The organism is Planococcus sp. MB-3u-03, assembly GCF_002833405.1.
Lineage (GTDB): Bacteria > Bacillota > Bacilli > Bacillales_A > Planococcaceae > Planococcus.
Genome location: NZ_CP025135.1, coordinates 12,501 through 30,729, shown reverse-complemented (window position 1 = coordinate 30,729; position 18,229 = coordinate 12,501). Strand labels below are relative to the sequence as shown.

At 50.0% G+C, this 18,229-nt stretch carries 14 protein-coding genes, 1 tRNA gene, 3 rRNA genes, 1 other RNA gene and 1 other annotated feature (1 of these 20 running past the window's edge); of the genes, 3 read left to right on the top strand and 16 right to left on the bottom strand.

Annotated elements, in window-relative coordinates:
* Positions 1-37: 37 nt before the first annotated feature.
* The 5 genes from CW734_RS01310 to ffs all read right to left on the bottom strand — a co-directional run bounded on the left by CW734_RS01310 (position 38) and on the right by ffs (position 5,168).
* Positions 38-1,579, bottom strand: a 16S ribosomal RNA gene (locus tag CW734_RS01310).
* Between the two features lie 471 nt (positions 1,580-2,050).
* Positions 2,051-2,650 carry a recombination mediator RecR gene (gene recR, locus CW734_RS01305; RefSeq protein WP_058382249.1) on the bottom strand — a complete coding sequence of 200 codons (600 nt, stop codon included), beginning with the start codon at positions 2,648-2,650 and terminating at the stop codon, positions 2,051-2,053.
* Positions 2,651-2,663: 13 nt separating this feature from the next.
* A complete protein-coding gene (locus tag CW734_RS01300; RefSeq protein ID WP_058382250.1) occupies positions 2,664-2,984 on the bottom strand; it encodes a YbaB/EbfC family nucleoid-associated protein in 321 nt (106 codons plus the stop codon).
* Between the two features lie 29 nt (positions 2,985-3,013).
* Positions 3,014-4,750, bottom strand: coding sequence for a DNA polymerase III subunit gamma/tau (gene dnaX, locus CW734_RS01295; RefSeq protein ID WP_101189139.1), 1,737 nt, complete (start codon positions 4,748-4,750; stop codon positions 3,014-3,016).
* A gap of 152 nt (positions 4,751-4,902) precedes the next feature.
* An RNA gene (gene ffs, locus CW734_RS01290) (signal recognition particle sRNA large type) lies at positions 4,903-5,168 on the bottom strand.
* A 182-nt stretch (positions 5,169-5,350) separates the two neighbouring features.
* Between ffs and CW734_RS01285 the strand changes: the two genes are divergently transcribed.
* Positions 5,351-5,443, top strand: a tRNA-Ser gene (locus tag CW734_RS01285).
* A gap of 178 nt (positions 5,444-5,621) precedes the next feature.
* Here CW734_RS01285 and CW734_RS01280 read toward each other — a convergent pair.
* Together CW734_RS01280 and CW734_RS01275 are read right to left on the bottom strand one after the other, a co-directional pair.
* A complete protein-coding gene (locus CW734_RS01280; protein ID WP_101189138.1) occupies positions 5,622-6,296 on the bottom strand; it encodes a deoxynucleoside kinase in 675 nt (224 codons plus the stop codon).
* Positions 6,293-6,931, bottom strand: coding sequence for a deoxynucleoside kinase (locus CW734_RS01275; RefSeq protein WP_058382253.1), 639 nt, complete (start codon positions 6,929-6,931; stop codon positions 6,293-6,295). The genes CW734_RS01280 and CW734_RS01275 overlap by 4 nt, the downstream gene beginning before the upstream one ends.
* Before the next feature lie 163 nt (positions 6,932-7,094).
* On the opposite strand from CW734_RS01275, the gene tadA reads away from it, so the two are divergent.
* Entirely contained in the window at positions 7,095-7,586 is a 492-nt protein-coding gene (gene tadA / locus CW734_RS01270; protein ID WP_101189137.1) for a tRNA adenosine(34) deaminase TadA, read from the top strand.
* 14 nt (positions 7,587-7,600) lie between these two features.
* On the opposite strand, the gene CW734_RS01265 is transcribed toward tadA, so the two are convergent.
* The 4 genes from CW734_RS01265 to pdxS form a co-directional block, all read right to left on the bottom strand.
* Positions 7,601-8,458 (bottom strand): alpha/beta fold hydrolase, encoded by an 858-nt coding sequence (locus CW734_RS01265; protein WP_101189136.1) that lies wholly within the window; start codon positions 8,456-8,458, stop codon positions 7,601-7,603.
* Positions 8,459-8,541: 83 nt separating this feature from the next.
* Positions 8,542-9,816: a serine--tRNA ligase gene (gene serS, locus CW734_RS01260; RefSeq protein WP_101189135.1), complete on the bottom strand. Its 1,275-nt coding sequence runs from the start codon at positions 9,814-9,816 to the stop codon at positions 8,542-8,544.
* 66 nt (positions 9,817-9,882) lie between these two features.
* Positions 9,883-10,088 (bottom strand) — a binding site (T-box leader).
* A gap of 11 nt (positions 10,089-10,099) precedes the next feature.
* Complete coding sequence (gene pdxT, locus CW734_RS01255) at positions 10,100-10,705, bottom strand: pyridoxal 5'-phosphate synthase glutaminase subunit PdxT (protein ID WP_101189134.1); 606 nt, start codon at positions 10,703-10,705, stop codon at positions 10,100-10,102.
* A 2-nt stretch (positions 10,706-10,707) separates the two neighbouring features.
* Complete coding sequence (pdxS, locus tag CW734_RS01250) at positions 10,708-11,592, bottom strand: pyridoxal 5'-phosphate synthase lyase subunit PdxS (RefSeq protein WP_058382257.1); 885 nt, start codon at positions 11,590-11,592, stop codon at positions 10,708-10,710.
* Positions 11,593-11,693: 101 nt separating this feature from the next.
* Here pdxS and pdxR point away from each other — a divergent pair, with 101 nt between their 5' ends.
* Positions 11,694-13,112, top strand: coding sequence for a MocR-like pyridoxine biosynthesis transcription factor PdxR (gene pdxR, locus CW734_RS01245; RefSeq protein ID WP_101189133.1), 1,419 nt, complete (start codon positions 11,694-11,696; stop codon positions 13,110-13,112).
* A gap of 18 nt (positions 13,113-13,130) precedes the next feature.
* Here pdxR and CW734_RS01240 read toward each other — a convergent pair whose 3' ends face one another.
* From CW734_RS01240 to CW734_RS01220, 5 genes are all read right to left on the bottom strand, one after another.
* Positions 13,131-14,420 (bottom strand): D-alanyl-D-alanine carboxypeptidase family protein, encoded by a 1,290-nt coding sequence (locus CW734_RS01240; protein WP_232787132.1) that lies wholly within the window; start codon positions 14,418-14,420, stop codon positions 13,131-13,133.
* 103 nt (positions 14,421-14,523) lie between these two features.
* On the bottom strand, positions 14,524-15,987 hold the full coding sequence (gene guaB, locus CW734_RS01235) for an IMP dehydrogenase (RefSeq protein WP_101189131.1): 1,464 nt from the start codon (positions 15,985-15,987) through the stop codon (positions 14,524-14,526).
* A gap of 104 nt (positions 15,988-16,091) precedes the next feature.
* The gene (locus CW734_RS01230) at positions 16,092-16,568 is read right to left on the bottom strand and encodes a glutathione peroxidase (RefSeq protein WP_101189130.1); all 477 of its coding nucleotides are present in this window, start codon (positions 16,566-16,568) and stop codon (positions 16,092-16,094) included.
* Positions 16,569-16,690: 122 nt separating this feature from the next.
* Positions 16,691-16,804 (bottom strand): 5S ribosomal RNA (rrf, locus tag CW734_RS01225).
* Positions 16,805-16,869: 65 nt separating this feature from the next.
* A 23S ribosomal RNA gene (locus CW734_RS01220) occupies positions 16,870-18,229 on the bottom strand; it runs 1,557 nt beyond the window's last position.

The following is an 18,229-nucleotide window of genomic DNA, read 5'->3' as shown; positions in this document are numbered from 1 at the left end:
AACCCGATCCGAAGATCGGTTCCGATATATTCCTTAGAAAGGAGGTGATCCAGCCGCACCTTCCGATACGGCTACCTTGTTACGACTTCACCCCAATCATCTGTCCCACCTTCGGCGGCTGGCTCCCGTAAGGGTTACCCCACCGACTTCGGGTGTTACAAACTCTCGTGGTGTGACGGGCGGTGTGTACAAGGCCCGGGAACGTATTCACCGCGGCATGCTGATCCGCGATTACTAGCGATTCCGGCTTCATGCAGGCGAGTTGCAGCCTGCAATCCGAACTGAGAACGGTTTTCTGGGATTGGCTCCCCTCGCGGGTTTGCAGCCCTTTGTACCGTCCATTGTAGCACGTGTAGCCCAGGTCATAAGGGGCATGATGATTTGACGTCATCCCCACCTTCCTCCGGTTTGTCACCGGCAGTCACCTTAGAGTGCCCAACTGAATGCTGGCAACTAAGATCAAGGGTTGCGCTCGTTGCGGGACTTAACCCAACATCTCACGACACGAGCTGACGACAACCATGCACCACCTGTCACCGCTGTCCCCGAAGGGAAAGCCTAGTCTCCTAGGCGGTCAGCGGGATGTCAAGACCTGGTAAGGTTCTTCGCGTTGCTTCGAATTAAACCACATGCTCCACCGCTTGTGCGGGCCCCGTCAATTCCTTTGAGTTTCAGCCTTGCGGCCGTACTCCCCAGGCGGAGTGCTTAATGCGTTAGCTGCAGCACTAAGGGCGGAAACCCCTAACACTTAGCACTCATCGTTTACGGCGTGGACTACCAGGGTATCTAATCCTGTTTGCTCCCCACGCTTTCGCGCCTCAGCGTCAGTTACAGACCAGAAAGTCGCCTTCGCCACTGGTGTTCCTCCACATCTCTACGCATTTCACCGCTACACGTGGAATTCCACTTTCCTCTTCTGCACTCAAGTCCCCAGTTTCCAATGACCCTCCACGGTTGAGCCGTGGGCTTTCACATCAGACTTAAAGGACCGCCTGCGCGCTTTACGCCCAATAATTCCGGACAACGCTTGCCACCTACGTATTACCGCGGCTGCTGGCACGTAGTTAGCCGTGGCTTTCTGGTGAGGTACCGTCAAGGTACCAGTAGTTACTTGGTACTTGTTCTTCCCTCACAACAGAGTTTTACGATCCGAAAACCTTCTTCACTCACGCGGCGTTGCTCCGTCAGACTTTCGTCCATTGCGGAAGATTCCCTACTGCTGCCTCCCGTAGGAGTCTGGGCCGTGTCTCAGTCCCAGTGTGGCCGATCACCCTCTCAGGTCGGCTACGCATCGTGGCCTTGGTGAGCCGTTACCTCACCAACTAGCTAATGCGCCGCGGGCCCATCCTGCAGTGACAGCCGAAACCGTCTTTCCGTGCCGCCTCATGAGAGGCCGCAAACTATTCGGTATTAGCACCGGTTTCCCGGAGTTATCCCGATCTGCAGGGCAGGTTGCCCACGTGTTACTCACCCGTCCGCCGCTAAGATCATGGAGCAAGCTCCATGATCTCCGCTCGACTTGCATGTATTAGGCACGCCGCCAGCGTTCGTCCTGAGCCAGGATCAAACTCTCCATTATAGAGTAGTATTGATTGCTCAATAGTTGCTGGCGTATCGCCGTCTAAAGACGCGCGATTCGCTTTGATCTGCATACGCTGATCAGTAATTAAGTCACGAACACCGAAGTTCGGAATGACTGATTGTCCGATCGCCCAAGGGCGACCATCGCAAAAAGCGTTCGCGCCAAGGCGCTCGTGACGTCTTTCGTTGACGTTTTGCTGTTCAGTTTTCAAGGTTCATGTTTGCTGTCGTTCCTGACGACTCTTACTATATTAAAGCACGTCCTTTAGAAAGTCAATGCTTTTGGCAAATTAAATTATATTTAAAACCTTTATCGATTTCACTATTCTTTACATACAAAAAGAAGTTGTTCAACCCTCTGAAACAGATGGATTAAACAACTTCCTTCTATATAAGCTTCTATTTGAACCGAACGGAATAATTATACAAATATCATTATTTATCAGAATATTTACCATTTATCGAGAGCTCAGGAAAGTTCGCGTCGTCCTTCGAGTGCTTTGGATAGCGTCACTTCATCCGCATACTCCAAATCGCCTCCAACCGGAAGCCCATGGGCAATGCGTGTCGTCCGGATGCCGGAAGGCCTTACCAGCCGGGAAATATACATCGCGGTCGCTTCCCCTTCGATCGTCGGGTTCGTCGCCAAAATCAGTTCTTTTACTTGCTCGTCTTGAAGACGTGTCAAAAGGGACGGTACGTTGATATCTTCCGGACCAATGCCATCCATTGGCGAGATAGCGCCTTGCAGCACGTGATAAAGTCCCGTGTAATCGCGCATCTTTTCCATCGCGATGACGTCTTTCGGATCCTGGACCACACAGATCATCGACCGGTCGCGGCTTGTGTCCTGGCAAATCTGGCACGGGTCGACATCCGTGATATGGCCGCAAACTGAACAAAAGCTCAAATTACGTTTGGCGTCGACCAATGCTTTCGCAAAATCAAGCACCGTGTCTTCTTTCATTCCGAGCACAAAAAATGCCAGCCGGGCCGCTGTTTTCGGCCCGATCCCTGGCAACTTCATGAAACTCTCCATCAATTTGGAAATAGGTTCCGGGTAGTGCATTATCGCTTACCTCCTAGAACATGCCGGGGATATTCAAGCCTTTCGTGAATTTACCCATTGTAGAATTCGCATGCTCATCCGCTTTTTTAAACGCTTCGTTTGTTGCGACGATCAATGTATCTTGCAGCATTTCCACATCTTCCGGGTCTACGACTGCCGGGTCCAATGCGATATCAAGAACTTCCTTATGGCCGGAAACTGTTACTTTAACCATTCCGCCGCCTGCTGTTCCTTCAAATTTCAATGTGCCGAGCTCTTCTTGAGCCTCCGCCATTTGTTTTTGCATTTTCTGCATTTGTTTCATCATGCCTTGCATATTTCCTCCACCACGCATAATTGGTTCCTCCTCAAATTTTGTATTCGTTAATCATCATGGACTTCGACAAAATCTTTGCCGAAGAGCCGCTCCGCCTCAGAGACGAATGGATCTTCTTCAGGGCTTGCGCCGTCACCGGAAAATGGATTCTCTTCCTGCCCTTCCGGTTCCTGCGCGTCGCCTTCATTTTTCAAGCCGCCGTTGCGGATAAACTCTTCACGGATTTTCAGCCAATTGGCGTCCGGCACATAAACCGGCGTGTAAGCCTTGCCCGTATACTGCTCAAGCAATTGACTGAACGCAGCGGCAAAAGTCTGATTTTCAGAAGCCATCTGGCAATGAATATCATACTTGAATTTTAACACAAAAGCATCTGGGGATGCCGCTACCGGCTCGGCATCGTTGAGCAATGCCGAATGCGAGCGCTGCAATTGCCCCATCACGGTCGCCCAATTGGTTTTGATCGCCTGGATATCTGGTTTCGTCGCATTCTTCAGCACTTCCTGAATGCGGCCGGTTGGGATTTTAAAGGCGCTTTGTGAACGCTGGCGCTTTTTCTGTTCGGCTTGAGGCGCCGCATTATTCGAGCCGCCGCCTTCTTTCATTTGTTGTTGCAATTCGCGCACCAATTGCTCGAGGCTCGCGACTTTCGCTTCAAGTTCAGGTAACGGCGCCCCTGCACCTATGGTTTGGACCGGTGCATCTGCTTGCACCATTTTTAGCAGCGCTGTTTCCATATAGATTTTCGTATGATTCGAGAAGCGCATCTCTTGCTGGGTCTTTGTTAAAATATCGATCCAGTTATAGAGCGTCGACGCTTCAAACTGTTCCGCCAGCTCTTCGAAACGCGGTTCGAAGGCGGCAAGCTCCAGCATATCGCGCAACCCCGGCGCCGTCTGGATCAGCAATAGGTCACGGAAGAAGGTAATGAAATCCTCCACTAAGCGCACCGGGTCTTTGCCGTCACGCACCAATTGCTCGAGCAAGGTCAACGCTTGGCCGACGTCTTTTTTCAATAGCGCTTCGGCAATGCCGTAAAACATGTCCTGGCTGATGGAGCCAGTGACTAAAAGCGCATCTTCAATGGTCATTTCATCTCCGCTGAACGATACCACCTGGTCAAGCAGGCTGAGCGCATCGCGCATGCCGCCCGCTGCTGCCTGGGCAATGATCTTCAGCACTTGTTCATTATAAGGAATCTTGGCATCTTCCAAGACGGTGATCATCCGCGCGACAATGTCCGCTTGCGTATGTGATTTAAAATCAAACCGCTGGCAGCGCGAAATAATCGTCAGCGGCAATTTATGCGGCTCTGTTGTCGCCAAAATGAAGACGACATGTTCCGGCGGTTCTTCCAATGTTTTCAATAACGCATTGAATGCGCTGTTCGATAACATATGCACTTCATCAATGATATATACTTTGAAACGGGAATTGGCTGGAGAAAAACGTACTTTCTCGATAATTTCCCGCATTTCCTCGACCCGTGAATTGGAAGCCGCATCGAATTCGATGACATCTGTATTCGAGCCTTCGTCGATGCTCCGGCAAGAAGAACATTCATTGCACGGTTCCGCTGCTGGGGCTTGTTCGCAATTCAGCGCCTTGGCGAAAATCTTCGCCGCACTTGTCTTCCCGGTTCCCCGAGGGCCTGAGAATAGATACGCGTGGGTCGTTTTATCATAAAGGAGAGCATTCTGAAGGGTTTGTTTGACATGCGTCTGGCCGGTCATTTCCGAGAAAGTCCGCGGTCTGTACACACGGTAAAAAGCTTGATACGCCACCTTGTTCTCCCCTTTTAAAAAGTCTTTGTTCCGTCCTATCATTATACCATAAAAGGGCCTTGTTCCCGAATCATTTCACCGGGCGCCACACATTCCGGACAGAAAAAAACCTGCCCGCAAACTGCGGACAGGTTTGGATCATTTAGGTTAAGCCGTGCACCTTTCTTCGACTGCTGTACACAAGCGTTACTCATGTCGTTGGCTCGATCTAGGCAACCCCGCGGCACATAGAAAGTACCACTTAATGCTGCTTCCTTCCGGACCTGACATGGTTCATGGGTTTCCATTGCGCAGGACCCAGATGTCAACACTACGTGCATGAGGCAGACCTTGCATACAAACAGCCTCAGAAAGGAATTCAGTCCTGCTAGAGCGGATTGCAGGTTACAGGACACCGCTACCTTCCCACCTAGCACGGCATTTACTAGTATACGGAGTGCTGGAGGAAAAATCAAACATAAAGTTAACGACGCCATAAAACAGGAGGCTATTATCTACCTGAAGCACCCTTTATATCGCTCTCGGTAAAAAACATAATTTTTTCTTTCAAAACTGTTGACGGGTTTTTAAATCCGTGATAAATTATATCTTGTCCAACACGGAGGAATACCCAAGTTTGGCTGAAGGGATCGGTCTTGAAAACCGACAGGGGAGTCAAATCCCGCGGGGGTTCGAATCCCTCTTCCTCCTCCATTTTTTGAATAACTACGCGCATGTAGATATGAGGTTGATTCGTTGTGTAAGCAACGAATTTTTCTTCCCATCGATATGTCTGAATATTACGATATAGCCCACAGGATCCTTCCTGTGGGTTTTTTATTGGTTTATTTCCTGGGAAATAAAAAAGGCGGAGACAATTGTCTCCGCTTTTTTAGCGTTTCAACACAGCGGTCTGCTGCATGAACTTGCCGATGCGTTCCACGATTTGCTCCGAGCAATCCGGGTCATTCATTAAGTCGTAATCGTTGATGTTGAGGCGCAGCACCGGGCAGGCATTGAATGAGTCGATCCAGCGTTCGTAGCGTTCGTGCATTTCGAGCCAGTATTCAACCGGCGTCTGCTGTTCCATCGCACGGCCGCGTTCTTGGATGCGTCCAAGAATGTCTTCAATCGACCCTTCGAGGTAAATCAACAAATCCGGATGCGGGAAATAGGGTGTCATGACCATCGCATCGAATAGGTTGGTATAGGTCTCGTAATCCACTGCATTCATTGTGCCTTTTTCCTGGTGCATTTTCGCGAAAATGCCAGTATCTTCGTAAATCGAGCGGTCTTGAATAAAGCCGCCGCCATATTCGAACATCCGCTTTTGCTCTTTGAAGCGCTCTGCAAGGAAATACACTTGCAGATGGAAGCTCCATTTCTCGAAATCATCGTAAAACAAATCAAGATACGGGTTGCCATCCACGTTTTCAAAAGAGGTACGGAATTGCAATGAGTCCGCAAGTGCTTTAGTCATTGTCGATTTGCCGACGCCGACCGTTCCTGCGATGGTGATGACAGCATCTTTTGGGATGCCATACTTGTCTCGTAAATTTTCATTCATATTGATAAGCTCCTTTTTTCAAGCGTGCCTTCCACATGAGTGAGAATCACTTCGAGGTCGGAACGGTTTTGCACAAAATCAAGTTCGTCTCCGTTAAAGCGCAGTACCGGAATTTCCGGATGCTCGCGCTCGAAACGTTCGATGAATTCATGGTAGTCTGCAGACAATTGCTCCATGTAATCAGGCGTGATCATCTGTTCGAATTCACGGCCGCGCAATTTGATGCGCTTCATCAAGGTATCCAGGCTCGCGTGCAAATAAATGACCATGTTCGGCTTCGGCATATCGGCCGTCAGGATTTTATAGATCGCTTCGTATTTGGCGTATTCTTCTTCAGGCAGCGTGCGTTTGGCGAAGATCAAGTTTTTGAAGATATGATAATCCGCAACGACCGGCTCCTGGTTGGAGATGAATTTCTTTTGGATATCGCTCAATTGCTTATAGCGATTGCATAGGAAGAACATTTCCGTCTGGAAGCTCCACTCCTCGATATCTTCGTAAAATTTATTCAAAAACGGATTTTCATCCACGATTTCCTTCAGCAGTTGAAACTGGTGTTGCTCCGAAAGTGCTTTCGTCAGCGAGGTTTTCCCCACTCCGATCGGACCTTCTACGGTGATAAATGGCACCGGCACAAGAAGTCCCCCTTCTTCGATTCAAGTAAAATGCAATGCCATTTATTTTACCATATCCCTAAAGGTAAAAGTAGAGCCAAATGGCGTTCCAAATTGTGTACGGCTTTGTAGTTCTTTGTCAGGATGAAAAGATGATACACTGAATGTCGAGGAGCGATGAATCATGAACGGAATGGAAAAAGACCATTATTTTATGGGGCTGGCGATTGAAGAAGCCCAAAAAGCAGCCCAAAAAGGCGAGGTACCGATCGGCGCCGTTATCATACAAGGCGACCGCGTCATCGCGCGTGCCCATAATTTGCGTGAAACAACGCGCAATGCGGTGACACACGCCGAATTGCTCGCAATCCAGCAAGCCTGTGAAGCACTCGACAATTGGCGCCTTGAAGACACAAAGCTTTACGTAACGTTAGAGCCTTGCCCGATGTGCGCCGGCGCCATTCTGCAATCGCGCATCCCGCATATTGTCTACGGCGCGCGCGATAGCAAGGCAGGCTGCGTCGATTCGCTGTACCGTCTGCTGAACGACGAGCGCTTCAACCACCAATGCGAAGTGACGGAAAACGTCATGGCGGATGAGTGCGGCGGCCTGCTCACCCAGTTTTTCCGCGATTTGCGCGCACGCAATAAAAATAAACGGAAAACCCAAGCGTAGGGTTTTCCGTTTTTCTATGCCAAAAATTCCTTGATCAAACGATTCACAATCTCCGGCTGCTCATGATGCACCCAATGCGTCGCCTCGCCGACCCAGACAAGTTCGGCGTTCTCACAGAACTTTAAGCTTTCAGTTGCGAGCATCGGCGACAGGAACTGGTCGCCGAGACCCCAGATGATGCGCACCGGCATACGCAGCGGGGCTTTTGGCATTTGCAGGAGGCTGCCTTTTCGGATCGCCCGGTACCAATTGAGCATGCCCGTCAAAGCGCCTGGCTGGCTCCACGCATCTTTGTACCGTTCAAGTTCTTGGTCTGTGAATGCATCCGGCCTTGCAGTCCCTTTCATCGCCTGTTTCATCGATTCAAAATCGTTTGCAGCCATCAGCTTCTCCGGCACTTCCGGGAGCTGGAAAAACGCCATGTATGAACTTTTCAGCCATTGCAGCGGGTTTTTCATGAAAACACGTGGCATGGCTGTCGGATGGGGAATGTTGATAGCGATCAGCTTTTTAACATATTCCGGCTTGCTTGCTGCCAAATGCCAGGCGACCGCCCCTCCCCAATCATGGCCGATCACAATCGCCGAAGTTTCCCCGAATGCTTCAATCAAACCGGCAATATCATCGCTTAGCTTATTAATCGTGTAGTCTTCTATTTGTTCCGGCTTATCGCTCAAATGATAGCCGCGCTGATCCGGTACGACGACTCGATAACCCGAGGCGGCCAATTCTTCCATTTGGTGATGGAAGCCATAGGAAAATTCCGGAAATCCGTGAAGCAATACCACAAGTTCCCCATCTTCCGGTCCTGCTACCGCTGCGTGCAGGCGAATGCCATTGGTTTCAATCAAGTGAAATTCCACTTCTTGCATTTGAACCGCTCCTTTCACGTTTCTTATTGTTTACCCGTTTACTGCAAAAAAAAAAGACCCGAAATCCATTCGGGTCTTTTCGTTCAGCGGATCGTCGTTTTTCCGCCCATATAAGGTTGCAAGACTTCAGGAATGGCAACAGAGCCATCTTCCTGCTGGTAGTTCTCAAGCAATGCCGCCACAGTCCGCCCGACAGCGAGTCCGCTGCCGTTTAGCGTATGGACGAATTCCGGCTTGCCTTTCGCTTCGCGGCGGAACTTGATGTTCGCGCGGCGCGCCTGGAAATCTTCAAAGTTTGAGCAAGAAGAAATTTCACGGTACGTCTCCTGCGTCGGAATCCATACTTCAATATCGTACTTCTTCGCTGCAGTAAAGCCAAGGTCTGCCGTGCACATCTTCAAGACGCGGTATGGAAGGCCCAACAGCTGCAACACTTTTTCTGCATGGCCCGTCAGTTTCTCAAGCTCGTCATAAGAATCTTCCGGTTTCACAAAGCGCACCAGCTCAACTTTATTGAATTGATGCTGACGGATCAAGCCACGCGTATCGCGTCCTGCAGAACCCGCTTCAGAGCGGAAATTCGCGCTGTAAGAAGCGAAAGCTTGCGGCAGCATATCCGCCGTTAAAATATCATCACGGTAGAAGTTCGTCACCGGCACTTCAGAAGTCGGGATGAGGAAATAATCTTCCTTCTCGATCAAGAACGCATCTTCCTCGAATTTCGGCAATTGCCCGGTGCCCGTCAAGCTTTCGCGGTTGACCATATATGGCGGCAGCATTTCCTCGTAGCCATGCTCCTCCTGGTGAAGGTCCATCATGAAATTGATGAGTGCACGCTCAAGGCGTGCGCCAAGCCCGCGGTAGAACACGAAACGGCTGCCCGTCACTTTCGCGGCACGCTCGAAATCGACGATGTTCAAATCGGTCGCGATGTCCCAATGCGGCTTCGCTTCAAAGCCAAACTCCGGCTTGTCGCCCCATGTACGGATTTCTTCATTATCGTCTTCAGAATCGCCGAACGGCACGCTGTCGTGCGGAATGTTCGGCACGCGCATCATGATGTAGTCAAGTTTTTCTTCCACTTCGCGCAGCTCATCGTCGATCGCTTTGATCTGGTCGCCGACTTCGCGTGTTTTCGCGATCGCCTCGTCCGCATTTTCCTTGTTGCGCTTCATGACAGCGATCTGCTGGGACGCTTCGTTGCGCTCCGCTTTCAATTTCTCGGTCTGGACGATCAGTTCACGACGCTTCTGGTCGAGCGCCCCGAAATCATCGAGTACGGAAATGTCTTCCCCGCGCTTTCCGAGCTTCGTTTTCACTTGTTCAAAATTTTCCCGTACAAAACGGATATCCAACATAGAAATTCCTCCTTAAGTATTCGTCAAATAAGAAAAAACAACGCAAAAATAGCCCTCATCCCTTGGTAAAGGGACGAGAGCTACCCGCGTTGCCACCCTGATTGATCGGCAAAAAAGCCAATCCTCTTCATCACATAACGGCATTAAAACCGGCACTGGCTCATCACCATGCAACTCCGGGGTGGATTCAAACGCGTTTGACGCCGGTTCACACCAACCACCGGCTCTCTTACAGAAAAACTGCGCTTTACTATTCCCATCAACGTTTCTTCTTTGAAATTATTCATATTTTACTATAGTGCGCTTCGGTTGGCAAGAGTTCCCTGTTTTCGACCATGTCCAAAAACAATTGCATCAGCCGGTGGTCTCCGGTCAGTTCCGGATGGAATGAACAGCCAAGGAACGGCCCGCTCCGCGCCAACACAATGCGCCCCTCGTATTCACACAAGACTTCCACATCCACACCAGCACGCACGATATGCGGGGCACGGATAAATACTGCCGGAAACGGCGCGTCAATTCCCACAATATCCAGATCTGCTTCAAAACTGTCCACTTGCCTGCCGAAGGAGTTGCGCGCCACGGTCATGTCCATGACGCCGAGATGCGCAGCTTCCTGCCCATCAATTTCTTTTGCCAGTAGCACGAGCCCTGCACAAGTGCCGAACATCGGCTTATCAGCCTGAGCAAATTGTTTCAATGGCTCCAGCAACTCCGCACGGTCGATCAAGCGGCGCATCGCCGTGCTTTCGCCTCCTGGCAGCACCAAGCCATCAAGTTCTTCCAACTCGGCTGCTTTCTTCACCACAACAGCCTCCGCGCCGCATGCCTGAATCGCCTGTACATGTTCACGCACCGCTCCTTGCAGTGCCAATACCCCGATTTTCATCGTTACCAGCTTCTTTCCTGCATGCGGTCCGCCGCACCGATTGTCGCCATTTCCAAGCCTTTCATTGCCGGCCCAAGATCTTTCGACAATTTCGCGATCAACGCATAATCCTGATAATGAGCCGTCGCTTCGACGATGGCACGCGCAAAACGCTCTGGCTGGTCGGACTTAAAGATGCCGGATCCGACAAAAACGCCATCCGCCCCAAGTTCCATCATGAGCGCTGCATCCGCTGGTGTCGCGATGCCCCCTGCTGCAAAGTTGACGACCGGCAAACGGCCGAGCAATTTCACTTCTTTCAGAAACTCATAAGACGCACCTAAGTCTCTCGCGGCTGTCATTAATTCGTCTTCGCCCATTGCAACGATATTGCGCACTTCGGCATTTACTTGGCGCAAATGGCGCACCGCTTCGACGATATTCCCTGTGCCAGGCTCGCCTTTCGTGCGCAGCATCGATGCCCCTTCTCCGATGCGTCGTGCCGCTTCCCCGATATTTCGGCAGCCGCAGACGAACGGCACCGTGTAATCATTTTTCAGCAAGTGAAATTCCTCATCCGCCGGTGTCAGCACTTCGCTTTCGTCGATATAGTCGACGCCCATCGCTTCTAGCACGCGCGCTTCTGTAATATGGCCGATGCGTGCTTTCGCCATGACCGGAATCGACACCGCATTCATCACTTCTTCGGTGATGCGCGGGTCCGCCATGCGGGCCACGCCACCTTCTTTGCGGATATCGGATGGGACGCGCTCGAGCGCCATAACAGCCGTCGCCCCTGCCGCTTCTGCAATTTTCGCTTGTTCTGCATTGACCACGTCCATAATGACGCCGCCTTTTTGCATTTCTGCCATACCACGCTTCACTCGATCTGTGCCTTTTTCACTCATCTGAAAATTCCTCCCTTTGTTGGTTGTTTCCAGTATAATAAACTGTGACCATATAAAAGACTCAGTTTACGTTAAATTAAAAGGTCAGTTGAGGAACCTCAATGGATATGCTCATGTTTCAATTGCAAAAACAATCAACCATCCCGCTATACAAGCAGCTTTATAGAGAAATCCGTACCGCCATCACGGCCGGAAAAATCGCGGTCGGCACCAAGCTCCCGAGCAAGCGCAAACTGGCGGATTATCTGCAGATCAGCCAGACGACTGTCGAACTCGCCTATTCCCAATTAGTCGCAGAAGGCTTTATTGAACCACGCCCGCGCAAAGGCTTTTTCACGATGCCGGTGGAAGAACTGGCTTATTTGGATCTGCCTCAAGAAGAAACAGCTATCCGCGATGTACCAAAACCCACTTATGTATATGACTTTAACCCAGCGCGCATCGATACCCGTTCATTCCCATTCCCGACATGGCGCAAAACGGCACGCGAAGTAATCGATGAAGAAAACCATGAACTCCTGCTCGCTGGCCATCCGCAGGGAGACGAGTCGCTGCGCGCTGAAATCGCCCGTTATTTATATCAATCCCGCGGTGTCGTGTGCGAACCGGAACAAATCATCGTCGGCTCCGGGACCGAACAATTGATGCCGCTGTTGATCCGTCTGTTCGATAAAAACTTGAGCTTCGGCTTTGAAAATCCGGGATACGCCTTAACCCATAGCATTTTCGAACATGATGACAGACATGCCTTTCCTATTGCCGTCGATGAAGATGGCATCGATGTGCAGGAACTCGACAAAACCGGCGTCGACATCGCCTACGTTACTCCGTCCCACCAGTTCCCGACAGGCTCGATCTTAAGCGCCACACGCCGCGCACAGCTATTGAACTGGGCAGCCACAAGTCCCGAACGCTACATCATCGAAGACGATTACGACAGCGAATTCCGCTACACGAGCCAGCCGATTCCTGCCCTGCAAAGCATGGACGTCGGCGGACGGGTCATCTATATTAGTACCTTTTCGAAATCCATCATGCCGTCATTGCGCATCGCCTATCTCGTGTTGCCGCCGAGGCTGTTGAACGCCTACCGCAAAACCTTTTTGCATTACACCTCGACCGTGCCGCGCATCGACCAGCAAATCGTCGCGACATTCATGCAGAAAGGCCATTTTTCGCGCCATTTAAACCGCATGCGCAAACTGTACCGGAAAAAGCTCGAATGCTTGACCCAAGCACTTGTCCCTTACCAACCAATAGTGACTGTTTCTGGTGAGCAAGCGGGCATGCACGTCGTTTTGACCGTCGATACCGAACGCACAGAACAAACCTTAGTTTCCTTGGCTAGCGAAGCAGGAATTCGTGTATTCGCGATGCAGAATTACGACCTGCTCAAGCAAAAATCCGCTTTGCCAAAAATTGTCCTCGGTTTCGGAGGCCTAGATGAAAGCGAAATCCAGCAGGGCATCGGCCAATTGATGACCTGCTGGAACATACCAAAAAACCAGCTCACTCCCTAAAGGATGAGCTGGTTTTTCTTAAAATAGGCCTTTAATGAAATCCACCGCGCCTTTCATGGACAGCGCAAACCAATTGGCGCGCTCGACCGTTTCTGTCGCGGCTACATCCGCAGCGGGCTTTTCATCTTTCAGATATTCTACTTCATTGCCTTCAGAATCCAAAACCCTTACCTTACCTACAAGTTGCCCTTCCTCTACAGCTGCCTCAATCGGGGCTCCTTCTGTCAATTCAAGCTCGGTCCGGTATGCCTCTTGCTGAGCAGACGGGACCATCAAACGGACCGGTTCGTTAACCGCTATCGCTACTTGCTCTTTTTCACCTTTTGCGACAGGAAGGGATTCCTGCCCCATAAATTGTTGGCCAGCTCTCATGATTTCCGTTTCTTGAAATTCAAAGCCGTGATCCAATAATGCACGCGTCGCATCAAAACGAGCCTGATAGGAACCTTCCCCTTTCGCATCGACCGCTTTCATGACTACCGCAATCAACCGGGCCCCGTCACGTTTGGCAGTCCCTGCAAAAGAATGGCCAGCAAAATCCGTCGTACCGGTCTTCAATCCATCCATTCCTTCATATTCATGGTCCATGCCAGGAAGCATCGTATTCCAATTGACCATGCGAATTTGGTCAGGCGTACCTTCGCGAAACATCAATTCCGGAATTTTAGCAGTATCAAGAATTGCTGGATAATCATCCAGCAAGGCTTTAGTCAACACAGCAACTGAACGGGCAGACATCGTATTTTCTTCGTCTTCTCCCGTCCCCTCAGGATGCATACCCAAAAGAAATGAATTATTAAGCCCTGTAGAATTGACGAAGTGCGCGTCTTCAATGCCCATTTCCTTCGCCTTATCATTCATCATCTGAACAAACTCTTTCTCAGTACCCGCAATCGTTTCTGCAATGCCAATCGTCGCCGCATTCGCCGAATAAATCGCCATTGCTTCATATAACTCCTTCATCGTATAGGAACCATCCCGGCGCAGCGGCACATTGCTCAAGCGCAAATCCTGCGAAATCCGGTGGCTATAATCCGTCACTTCATATTCATCGTCCCAGCTGACGACACCTTCCTCGATCGCTTCAAACAAGAGGTATTCACTCATCATTTTGCTCATAGAAGCGATACCAAGGACGGCTTCATCATTTTGCCCGTATAAAATTTGTCCGGTCTCTGCATCTACAACAATCGCCGCATCCGCCAATACAGGAACAGTTTCTTCCGCCTGCACGCGATTCGGCATCACGATCATGAGAGTCACAGCCATTATCGTTAATACTTGAACCCATTTCACAATACTTTTCACTCGCTTGTCCTCCATCATTTCATTCCTTTTGCTATTTTATCATATTCTTTGGAAGCGAAACGAAAAAACACCTCCCCAGGAATCCCCAGGGAGGTGTCTCATCTTACATCGAGTAATTCGGTGATTCTTTTGTAATTTGTACGTCATGCGGATGGCTCTCGATCAACCCAGCACCCGTCATGCGGATAAATTGTGCGTCTTCACGAAGTGACCGCAAATCTTTTGTTCCGCAATAACCCATACCTGCACGGATGCCTCCAAGCAATTGGTGGATCGTATCTGTAAGAGGCCCTTTATAAGGCAAACGCCCTTCAATTCCTTCCGGCACCAATTTTTTCGCTTCATCTTGGAAATAACGGTCTTTCGATCCTTTTTCCATTGAAGCAATTGATCCCATGCCGCGGTATGTCTTAAAGCGGCGCCCTTGGAAGATTTCTGTGTCTCCTGGGCTTTCTGTTGTTCCTGCGAGCAAGCTGCCCAGCATAACAACATGTCCGCCTGCAGCCAGCGCTTTGATAATATCGCCTGAGAACTTAATGCCGCCATCTGCGATAATCGCCTTGCCATGTTTGCGGGCTTCAGTAGCACAATCGTAAACAGCCGTAATTTGTGGAACTCCTACACCGGCAACAACGCGTGTTGTACAAATAGAGCCTGGTCCGATACCAACTTTAACGATGTCAGCACCTGCTTCAATCAAAGCTTTCGTTCCGCTCGCTGTGGCCACGTTCCCTGCCACAATGGTCAGTTCAGGATACGCCTCGCGGATCTGGCTGACCATGTTCAATACGCCTGCTGAATGACCGTGAGCTGTATCGATGACCACAACATCAACATGGGCTTTTACCAATTGTTCGACGCGTTTCATCGTATCCGACGTAACGCCAACAGCAGCACCAGCAAGTAAACGTCCCTGCTCGTCTTTTGCAGCAATCGGGAACTCGATCACTTTCTCGATGTCCTTGATGGTAATAAGGCCTTTTAGCATGCCATTCTGATCCACAATCGGCAACTTCTCAATTTTGTATTGCTGAAGAATTTTTTCAGCATCTTCTAGAGTCGTCCCGACCGGAGCCGTTACCAACTTCTCTTTCGTCATGACATCTTTAATCTCCAAAGAGTAGTCCTGGATAAAGCGGAGGTCGCGGTTAGTGATGATACCTACTAAAGTAAGATCTTCTTCACTTTGAACAATCGGTACGCCCGAAATACGGTATTTGCCCATCAAATGTTCAGCATCGTAAACCTGGTGCTGAGGAGTCAGGTAGAAAGGATCTGTAATAACGCCATTTTCCGAACGTTTGACAGTCACTACTTGTTCAGCCTGCTCTTCGATGCTCATGTTTTTATGAATGACCCCAAGACCGCCTTGGCGCGCCATTGAAATAGCCATTTTTGCTTCCGTCACCGTGTCCATTCCGGCACTGATAATTGGAATGTTCAACTTGATTTTCGGCGTCAGCTCCACTGACAAATCAATATCCTTCGGCAACACTTCTGAATGAGCTGGCACTAGCAATACATCATCGAAGGTTAACCCTTCTTTAAGAAATTTCGATTCCCACATAATTGACACGCCTCCTGCTTCCTTTTGAATATTATTGTAAGGTTATCAGCGGTTTCAGGGGGTGTCAAGAAACTGATAAAAGTAAAACTATTCCGACTAATGGATCATAAAATTTTCTGTATATCTTTCTCCATTTGCTCCGGCTCAACCTGTGGTTCGTAACGTTGAACAATATTTCCTTGGCGATCAATAAGAAACTTAGTAAAGTTCCATTTAATCTCTCCACTTACTTCGCTTGTGCCCCAAGAAGTCAAATACTTAAAAAGTGGATCAGCGAACTCACCATTTACGTCTATTTTAGAAAAAACGGGAAAGCTCACTCCGTAATTCTTACGACAAAACTCCAGTGTTTCCTCTTGTGTGTGGAATTCCTGATCGTTGAATTGCCCGCTGGGGAACCCGAGAATTTCTAAGCCTTGATCTTTATATTTTTCATACAAATGTTGTAAGCCTTCAAATTGCGGAGTTAGTCCACATTTGCTTGCTGTATTGACAATCACCAATGGTTTTCCTTTAAAATTTTCTAGCTGTTCCATGTTGCCATCTGCTTGCTTTACTTCGTAAGTATATAAGTTACTCATCTTCATTCCACCTTTCCTTTTCTTCAGCCTACCTTTGAAAAACTATCTTCACAAGAAATAAGAAATATTTTCATACAAAAAAAGACCTCTACCGGAATGAACCGGTAACGGCCTTTCTACTTGCCCAGCGACGTCCTACTCTCACAGGGGAAACCCCAACTACCATCGGCGCAAAAGAGCTTAACTTCCGTGTTCGGGATGGGAACGGGTGTGGCCTCTTTGCCATCATCACTGGACTCTGTTGAGCTTGTTCACTCAAAACTGGATAAATCGACATTGGGGAAACGTGCGTTTCAGTTTGTTGGTTAAGTCCTCGATCGATTAGTATTCGTCAGCTGCACGTGTCGCCACGCTTCCACCCCGAACCTATCTACCTCATCGTCTTTGAGGGATCTTACTTGCTTGCGCAATGGGAAATCTCATCTTGAGGGGGCTTCGTGCTTAGATGCTTTCAGCACTTATCCCGGCCACACATAGCTACCCAGCGATGCTCTTGGCAGAACAACTGGTACACCAGCGGTGTGTCCATCCCGGTCCTCTCGTACTAAGGACAGCTCCTCTCAAATTTCCTGCGCCCGCGACGGATAGGGACCGAACTGTCTCACGACGTTCTGAACCCAGCTCGCGTACCGCTTTAATGGGCGAACAGCCCAACCCTTGGGACCGACTACAGCCCCAGGATGCGATGAGCCGACATCGAGGTGCCAAACCTCCCCGTCGATGTGGACTCTTGGGGAGATAAGCCTGTTATCCCCGGGGTAGCTTTTATCCGTTGAGCGATGGCCCTTCCATGCGGAACCACCGGATCACTAAGTCCGTCTTTCGACCCTGCTCGACCTGTCCGTCTCGCAGTCAAGCTCCCTTGTGCCTTTACACTCTGCGAATGATTTCCAACCATTCTGAGGGAACCTTTGAGCGCCTCCGTTACTCTTTAGGAGGCGACCGCCCCAGTCAAACTGCCCGCCTGACACTGTCTCCCAAGCCGCTAAGGCTTGTGGGTTAAAGTTCAATACAACCAGGGTAGTATCCCACCGACGCCTCCCCGAAGCTGGCGCCCGGGTTCTCTGGCTCCTACCTATCCTGTACAAGTTGCACCAAAATTCAATATCAGGCTACAGTAAAGCTCCACGGGGTCTTTCCGTCCTGTCGCGGGTAACCTGCATCTTCACAGGTACTATAATTTCACCGAGTCTCTCGTTGAGACAGTGCCCAGATCGTTACGCCTTTCGTGCGGGTCGGAACTTACCCGACAAGGAATTTCCTGCCACCTTAGGACCGTTATAGTTACGGCCGCCGTTTACTGGGGCTTCGGTTCGCACCTTCGCTTGCGCTAAGCACTCCCCTTAACCTTCCAGCACCGGGCAGGCGTCAGCCCCATACGTCACCTTACGGTTTTGCAGAGACCTGTGTTTTGCTAAACAGTCGCCTGGGCCTATTCACTGCGGCTCTCTCGGGCTATTCACCCTACCAGAGCACCCCTTCTCCCGAAGTTACGGGGTCATTTTGCCGAGTTCCTTAACGAGAGTTCACTCGCTCACCTTAGAATTCTCTTCTCGCCTACCTGTGTCGGTTTGCGGTATGGGCACCTCCCGCCTCGCTAGAGGCTTTTCTTGGCAGTGTGAAATCAGGGACTCTGAGGTAAACCTCTTGCCATCACTGCT

Bases quoted from the DNA above. Each gene is read 5' to 3' on its own strand.
- recR (WP_058382249.1), bottom strand. From the start codon at position 2,650: ATGCACTACCCGGAACCTATTTCCAAATTGATGGAGAGTTTCATGAAG.
- CW734_RS01300 (WP_058382250.1), bottom strand. From the start codon at position 2,984: ATGCGTGGTGGAGGAAATATGCAAGGCATGATGAAACAAATGCAGAAA.
- CW734_RS01280 (WP_101189138.1), bottom strand. From the start codon at position 6,296: ATGAATGAAAATTTACGAGACAAGTATGGCATCCCAAAAGATGCTGTC.
- tadA (WP_101189137.1), top strand. From the start codon at position 7,095: ATGAACGGAATGGAAAAAGACCATTATTTTATGGGGCTGGCGATTGAA.
- CW734_RS01265 (WP_101189136.1), bottom strand. From the start codon at position 8,458: ATGCAAGAAGTGGAATTTCACTTGATTGAAACCAATGGCATTCGCCTG.
- serS (WP_101189135.1), bottom strand. From the start codon at position 9,816: ATGTTGGATATCCGTTTTGTACGGGAAAATTTTGAACAAGTGAAAACG.
- pdxT (WP_101189134.1), bottom strand. From the start codon at position 10,705: ATGAAAATCGGGGTATTGGCACTGCAAGGAGCGGTGCGTGAACATGTA.
- pdxS (WP_058382257.1), bottom strand. From the start codon at position 11,592: ATGAGTGAAAAAGGCACAGATCGAGTGAAGCGTGGTATGGCAGAAATG.
- pdxR (WP_101189133.1), top strand. From the start codon at position 11,694: ATGGATATGCTCATGTTTCAATTGCAAAAACAATCAACCATCCCGCTA.
- guaB (WP_101189131.1), bottom strand. From the start codon at position 15,987: ATGTGGGAATCGAAATTTCTTAAAGAAGGGTTAACCTTCGATGATGTA.
- CW734_RS01230 (WP_101189130.1), bottom strand. From the start codon at position 16,568: ATGAGTAACTTATATACTTACGAAGTAAAGCAAGCAGATGGCAACATG.